Below are 754 nucleotides of genomic sequence, written 5' to 3'. Positions count from 1 at the left end.
TTTTTGGCTTTTAAAATAGCCAAAAGTTATCTCCGACTTTAACCAAGATAATAGAATATCAAACTAAAAACCTATCTTAAATCGTTGAGATTTCTGTCTGAAAAATGGGTACAGCATACATAAAGTTGTTTTTTATAATTATTTTCCTTTGATAAATCTTCTAAAGAAATATAAGTAGATATAAAATTATCAAATATGCTTTGAAAATAGTCTTTAGAATTAGCATACTGGCTAACTTCATCAAGTTTATTTAAAAAGTATTTATTTCTAATTAAATGAAAATCATCAGCGTTTATACAAGTAACTATTTGATGCTTTTCGTTATAATTTTTTATTTCATAATAGTCAGTTAGCATCATTATTCCCCAAATATTGCTTAATAATTGGTTTTCAGATTCAGCAGTAAGTTTTAAAAAGTTGTTATGTATAAATTTAAAATTATCTAAGCTAAAATTCTGCACATTTAATTTATCAAATGTTTTTTCAAAAGCAAACTCAATTTTATTTTCATTCGGACAATAGGAGTGGAAAAACCGGTCAAATTGACACCCAATTCCAGTGCAAATTGACGACCAGTTTCGGAGCAAACTGACCACCACTTTCCAGTTCAAATTGACCACCTGAATTTGAGGTAAAATTGCACATTAAAAACTACTGACTTTTTCATGTTGTTAGCACCATACATTCGTTTAAAAAAACACGGATTATGGCAAACAAAATAACAGACATGATTAAAATTAGAAAAGCAATTAAA

At 27.3% G+C, this 754-nt stretch carries 1 protein-coding gene; it reads right to left on the bottom strand.

Annotation, left to right across the window (positions count from 1 at the left end):
• Positions 1 to 71 precede the first annotated feature (71 nt).
• Positions 72 to 461: a hypothetical protein gene (locus ACP7AV_RS17160; RefSeq protein WP_426093010.1), complete on the bottom strand. Its 390-nt coding sequence runs from the start codon at positions 459 to 461 to the stop codon at positions 72 to 74.
• Between the last annotated feature and the right edge of the window lie 293 nt (positions 462 to 754).

This window comes from Flavobacterium sp. DSR3-2 (assembly GCF_049896525.1).
In the GTDB taxonomy this organism is placed as follows: domain Bacteria; phylum Bacteroidota; class Bacteroidia; order Flavobacteriales; family Flavobacteriaceae; genus Flavobacterium.
The sequence above is the reverse complement of the archived record's forward strand: the minus strand, read 5'-3'. Positions and strand labels throughout refer to the sequence as shown.